At 27.6% G+C, this 6,047-nt stretch carries 7 protein-coding genes and 1 riboswitch; all 7 genes read left to right on the forward strand.

Annotated features, from left to right (window positions below; genetic code table 11):
• Positions 1-190 precede the first annotated feature (190 nt).
• Positions 191-1,039 (forward strand): DegV family protein, encoded by an 849-nt coding sequence (locus VLM92_RS14265; protein ID WP_325276993.1) that lies wholly within the window; start codon positions 191-193, stop codon positions 1,037-1,039.
• Positions 1,040-1,435: 396 nt separating this feature from the next.
• Positions 1,436-2,197: a threonine/serine exporter family protein gene (locus tag VLM92_RS14270; protein ID WP_325276994.1), complete on the forward strand. Its 762-nt coding sequence runs from the start codon at positions 1,436-1,438 to the stop codon at positions 2,195-2,197.
• Between the two features lies 1 nt (position 2,198).
• Positions 2,199-2,690, forward strand: coding sequence for a threonine/serine exporter family protein (locus tag VLM92_RS14275; protein WP_325276995.1), 492 nt, complete (start codon positions 2,199-2,201; stop codon positions 2,688-2,690).
• 65 nt (positions 2,691-2,755) lie between these two features.
• Positions 2,756-2,866: riboswitch (TPP riboswitch) on the forward strand.
• Between the two features lie 185 nt (positions 2,867-3,051).
• Positions 3,052-3,246 carry a sulfur carrier protein ThiS gene (gene thiS, locus VLM92_RS14280; RefSeq protein ID WP_325276996.1) on the forward strand — a complete coding sequence of 65 codons (195 nt, stop codon included), beginning with the start codon at positions 3,052-3,054 and terminating at the stop codon, positions 3,244-3,246.
• Position 3,247: 1 nt separating this feature from the next.
• Positions 3,248-4,045, forward strand: coding sequence for a thiamine biosynthesis protein ThiF (gene thiF / locus VLM92_RS14285; RefSeq protein ID WP_325276997.1), 798 nt, complete (start codon positions 3,248-3,250; stop codon positions 4,043-4,045).
• 12 nt (positions 4,046-4,057) lie between these two features.
• Positions 4,058-4,840 (forward strand): thiazole synthase, encoded by a 783-nt coding sequence (locus VLM92_RS14290; RefSeq protein WP_325276998.1) that lies wholly within the window; start codon positions 4,058-4,060, stop codon positions 4,838-4,840.
• A gap of 54 nt (positions 4,841-4,894) precedes the next feature.
• Entirely contained in the window at positions 4,895-5,998 is a 1,104-nt protein-coding gene (thiH, locus tag VLM92_RS14295; RefSeq protein WP_325276999.1) for a 2-iminoacetate synthase ThiH, read from the forward strand.
• The last annotated feature ends 49 nt before the right edge of the window (positions 5,999-6,047 follow it).

Consider the following 6,047-nt stretch of genomic DNA (forward strand, 5'->3'; position numbering starts at 1 on the left):
TATTTATTTATATTTATATGACTATTATATATAGAGAGTGAAAATTTTGTAAAATTTGTATATTGAAAAAAAATAAAAAAGATGATAAGATGTTAAAATTGGATAATAATAATTAAAAAAACAATTATACATATAAATAATGAATTAATATACAAATTTAGTAAAGCTACTAAATATGGAGGAAAATAAAATGAGTAATATAAAAATAATATGTGACAGTTTAGCGGATATACCAACTGAATTGGTACAAAAATATGATATAGAAGTAGTACCACTTAGTATAATATTTGATGATAAAGAATACATAGATGGAGTAGATATAACTAAAGTTGAGTTTTATAAAATGCTTAGAGAAAATGATAAGCTTCCTAAAACATCTCAAGTAACATATGTAGCGTTTAAAAATGTCTTTGAAAAATACACATCACAAAATAGAGAAATTTTATATATTGGAGGATCTTCAAAAGCATCAGGAACATACCAAAGTGCTGTAATGGCTAAGAATGATATTAAACAAGGGACTATTAATACTTTTGATAGCTTATCTCTATCAATAGGTAGTGGATATATAGTACTTGCAGCAGCTAGATTATCTAAGGAAGGCAAGAATGTAGAAGAAATATTAAATCATTTAGAGCGTTTAAGAAATAATATATCTTTACTTTTCACAGTTGAAACATTAGAGTATCTACAAAAAGGTGGAAGAATATCATTAGCAAAGGCTACTATAGGAAATATGTTAAATATAAAGCCTATACTATGTTTAGAAGATGGATCAATCAAACCAGCTTCTCAAGCTAGAGGTAAAAAACAAGTTATAAGTAAAATAACAGAACTTATAAAAGAACAACATGGACAAGATTTAAGTAAAAAACAAGTTATAATAGGTTGTGGAGATAATGATATAGACTTAGAAGCATTAAAGAAAAAATTAAATGAAGAATTTAATCTTGGAGATTGCGTAGAAGTTAATTTAGGAAGTTGTATAACTGCTCACACAGGTCCGGGAGTTTTAGGCATAGCGTGCTGTGATAAATAATATTAAATATATTTATAAATTAAAGGTGATAAGCTAAATAAGTTTATCACCTTTAATTTTGCAAAATCATAAAAGTGTTATAACCTAGTCATAAATAATTTATCTTAATTAACCAAGAAATTCAAATGTATAAAAATGGTGATTAATATATGTATTACTATTTTAAATATGTATTATCTGAAAAAAATCAATATTAAAACTTTGTAAGATTGAGTTAAAAAAATAAAAAAATACGCACTCAAAATTAATATATACATAAAATATTAAATGAAAAAAATAGAATTCTTAATAAAAAAAAATGAAAATCTTTAATGTATAAGCTGTTGAAAAAATATATAAAATTACAACATTTACTATGTTATAATGAATCTATTGTTAAATAAAGGGGGAATTTTTATGGATATTAATAGGGTTCTCAATTTTTCATCTAATGCAGGGAAATTAATGTTACAAAGTGGTGGAGAAACATATAGGGTAGAAGAAACTATATCAAGAATATGTCAGTCTTTTAATGTAGATGAAGTTGATGTTTTTGCTACACCTACTGCAGTAATGGTTTCTGTATCAATCGAAGGAAAAGTTCATTCAATCGTCAAAAGAATAAAATCAAGGGGAGTAAATTTAAATAAAGTGCATAATATAAATTCTTTATCGAGAAAAGTATATGTAGAAAAATTAACCATTGATGAATGTGAAGAAGAGTTAGAAAAATTGTGTAGAGAAGACTCATATTCTAAAAAAACAATATTATTTTTTTCAGGAATGGCAACCGCTACATTTACATTGCTATTTGGGGGAGATTTAAATGCGATATTAGCATCATTTATAGTTGGTATTATAACTAAATTAGTCTCTGTTAATTTAAGTAAATCATGTTTAAATGAATTTTTTATAAATAGTATATGTGGAGCAGTTGTAGCTATTTGTTCAGTAGTACTTTTAGATATTGGTATTATTAAAGAAATGGATAAATTAATTGCAGGAAGTATAATGCTCTTAGTACCAGGTCTTGCACTTACTAACTCTATAAGGGATATAATAGAAGGGCAGTTAATATCGGGACTTACAAAAGCAGCAGAAGCAATTTTAATAGGAATATCAATAGCAGGTGGAACCGGTGTTATAATTCATCTGTATTTACAAATGGGAGTGATGTAGCATGATTATAGAAGTAATGGCAGCTTTTTTAACTGCTATTAGTTTTGGTGTACTTTTTAATATAAAGGGAAAAAGACTGATAGCAGCAGGTATAGGCGGGGGATTAAGCTGGTTTATATATAAATTTTGTTTGAGTTATACAGGTGTTGAAAGTAGTTCTTATTTTATGGCTGCAATATGTTTTAGTATATATTGTGAAATATGTGCTAGAGTTTGCAAAACTCCAGCAACTACACTGACAGTATGTTGTCTTATACCATTAGTTCCAGGGTATGGTATTTATAACACTATGTATGAATTTTTAATAGGTGACTATCTTAAGGCTATAGAATATGGAATTGATACATTAGTAATAGCAGGTTCGCTTGCACTTGGAATAATATTTATATCAACGATATTTAGAAATTTTAAATTTCATAAAATCTTAGAGAATATTGTTAATGGTATAAAAAATATTAATAGTAAAGACAAAACGCTAAAAATATATGAATAAAATACACTATGTTGTTGAAGTAATAAAATCACTATGATATACTCAAATTGTAAAAAATAAATAAAAATTAGAGCTAGGGGAGCTAGAATTGGCTAGCTGAGAAAAAAGCCTCAACTTAAAGACCCTAACCACCTGATCAAGGTAATGCTTGCGAAGGGAAGCTTTTAATATGAATTTACGAATAACATATGTTATTTAGAGTATGTAAATTATGAAAGTGCTTTCCTTAAATTTAGGATAAGCACTTTTTTATATTGAAGCAAATTTTTTATTTAAATTAAATAATTGTAAACAGTATATAATTCAGGTAAGAAAATATTTGATTAATATGCATGGATTTGCAATGGATAGGGGTGAGAAGATGAAAGTAAATGGTAAAGAAATAAAATTTCAAGAAAATAAAAATATACTTAGTTTATTAAATGATTTTGAAATAAAGAAAGAAACAGTAGTAGTAGAAGTTAACTTAAATATATTAGAAGAAGATCAATATGAAAAATATATAATAAGAGAAGATGATATTATAGAGCTTATTAGGTTTGTTGGGGGAGGCTAAAATGAAAATTTTTATAAATGAAAACTTAACAGAAGTGAAAGAAAATATAACTGCATACCAAGTTAGAGATGAGTATAAAAAAAACTGTGATGTTTTGATTTTAAATGGCCACCAAATAGAAAAAGATGAAAATATTAAAGAACATGATAAGATAACATTAATCAAAAAAGGCGAAAGTTTAGGTATGGATGAGTTAGAAAATTTGTTAATAGCAAGGCATACTCCTAATGTATATAATAAACTTAAAAAAGGAAAGGTGGCTATATTAGGTCTTGGGGGACTAGGGTCAAATATAGCGATATCTTTAGCAAGAATTGGGGTTGGCCAATTGATACTTGCAGATTTTGATATTGTAGAACCATCAAATCTAAATAGACAACAATATTTTATAGATGATATAGGAAAATATAAAACTCAAGCAATGTATGATAATATATCTAAAATAAATCCGTTTATAAATATAAAAACTTACAATATGCTTGTAAATAAAGAAAATATGAATATATTTAATGATGTAGATATAATAATAGAGGCCTTTGATAAACCAAAGTATAAAGCTCAAATTAGTAATTATGTTTTAATAAATATGAAAGATAAATACTTAATTGCATCATCTGGTATGGCAGGATATTATGATTCAAATATAATAAAAACTAAAAAAATTAGAGACAAGTTTTACATATGTGGAGATCTTATAAATGAAGCTAAGATAGGAGAAGGACTGATGGCTCCAAGAGTTGCCATTTGTGCTAATCATATGGCTAATTTAGCTACTCAAATTTTAATTGAAAAACTTTAGGGGGAAAAAATTATGGATAAACTAGTTTTAGGTGGACACGAATTTGATAGTAGACTTTTAATTGGAACTGGTAAGTACGGTTCTAATGATATATTGCCAAAAGTAATTGAAGAAAGTGGAAGCGAGATAATAACTATGGCTCTAAGAAGAGTTGATTTAGATAATAAAGAAGAAAATATATTAACACATATACCAAATCATATGACAATACTACCAAATACATCAGGAGCAACAAATCATCAAGAAGCAGTAAGAATAGCAAGAATAGCACGTAAAATGGGATGCGGTAATTTTATAAAAATAGAGGTCATTTCAGATAATAAATATTTACTACCAGACAATGAAGAAACAATAAAGGCTACAAAAATATTAGCAGATGAAGGTTTTGTAGTACTTCCATATATGAGTCCAGACCTTTATGCAGGAAGAAGACTTATAGAAGCAGGGGCTGCTGCTGTTATGCCACTTGGTGCACCTATTGGATCTAATAGAGGAATTAAAATGAAAGAAATGATAAAAATCATGATAGAAGAATTAGATATACCTATAATAGTTGATGCAGGAATTGGAAAGCCATCACAAGCAATGGAAGCTATGGAAATGGGAGCAGCAGCGGTACTAGTAAATACTGCAATAGCATCAGCAAGTGATCCTATAAAAATGGCGAAAGCTTTTAAATTAGCAGTAGAAGGTGGAAGAGAAGCATATATTGCAAAGTGTGGAAGTGTATCAAATTATGCAAATGCATCATCTCCATTAACAGGATTTTTAGATAGTGCTATAACAGCTGAGTAAATAAAAGATAATTATATATTTGAAGCTGTATAAGGCTTATAGGGGGCAATTAAAATGAGTTTTTATGAAGTAATAAAAAGCTATGAAAATTTTGATATAGATGATTATATGGAAAACGTTACAGAGTATGATGTAGAGCGAAGTCTAGAAAAAGATAACTTAGATGAATATGATTTATTAAATTTACTTTCTAAAAAAGCAATAAAATATTTAGAAAAAATGGCTAGAAAATCAAATGCTATAACTAATCAATACTTTGGAAAAACAATATGCTTATATACTCCTATGTATATAGCAAATTATTGTATAAATAAATGTGTTTACTGTGGTTATAATTCAGAAAGTGGTATTAAAAGAAAAAAGCTCAATATGGACGAAATAAAAATAGAAGGACAAGCTATTTCAAAAGAAGGTTTTAAACATTTGTTGCTATTAACAGGAGAAAGTAATATACATTCAAATGTTGAATACATAGGTCAAGCAGTAGAAATTCTAAAGCCTAAATTTTCATCAATAGGTCTTGAAGTTTATCCAATGGAAGTAGAAGAATATGAATACATTGTAAATAAAGGTGTAGACTCTCTTACTGTTTATCAAGAAGTATATGATGAAAAAATTTATAAAGAAGTTCATATAAAGGGACCTAAGTCAAATTATAAATTTAGATTAGATGCACCAGAAAGAGGCGCAAAGGCTGGCATGAGAAGCTTATCAATAGGAGCACTTTTAGGGCTTAATGATTTTAGAAAAGAAACTTTCTTTACTTTATTGCATGGGAAATATTTAAGAAAAAATTATCCTAATGTAGAACTTTCATATTCGGTTCCTAGAATAAGGCCTTTTAAAGGATGTTATGAAGGTATAAAGGAAGTTACTGATATTGATTTGGTTCAAGCTATGCTTTGTATTAGATTGTTTGACAATCATGGAGGAATAAACCTGTCAACGAGAGAAAATTTAGACTTAAGAAAAAATTTAGTACCTCTTGGAGTAACAAAACTAAGTGCAGGAGTTTCAACAGATGTTGGTGGACATTCACAAGAAAATGGAGATACTGCTCAATTTAAAATAAGTGATGAAAGTAAGGTTTCAGATATAAAAGAAATGTTAAAGAGTATTGGATATCAACATGTATTTAAGGACTGGGAGAGATTTTAATGTATCTTATAACTAATAGACATCTTTGCGATAAAGATAGATATTTTGA

The organism is Romboutsia sp., from assembly GCF_035470145.1.
GTDB lineage: Bacteria > Bacillota > Clostridia > Peptostreptococcales > Peptostreptococcaceae > Romboutsia_D.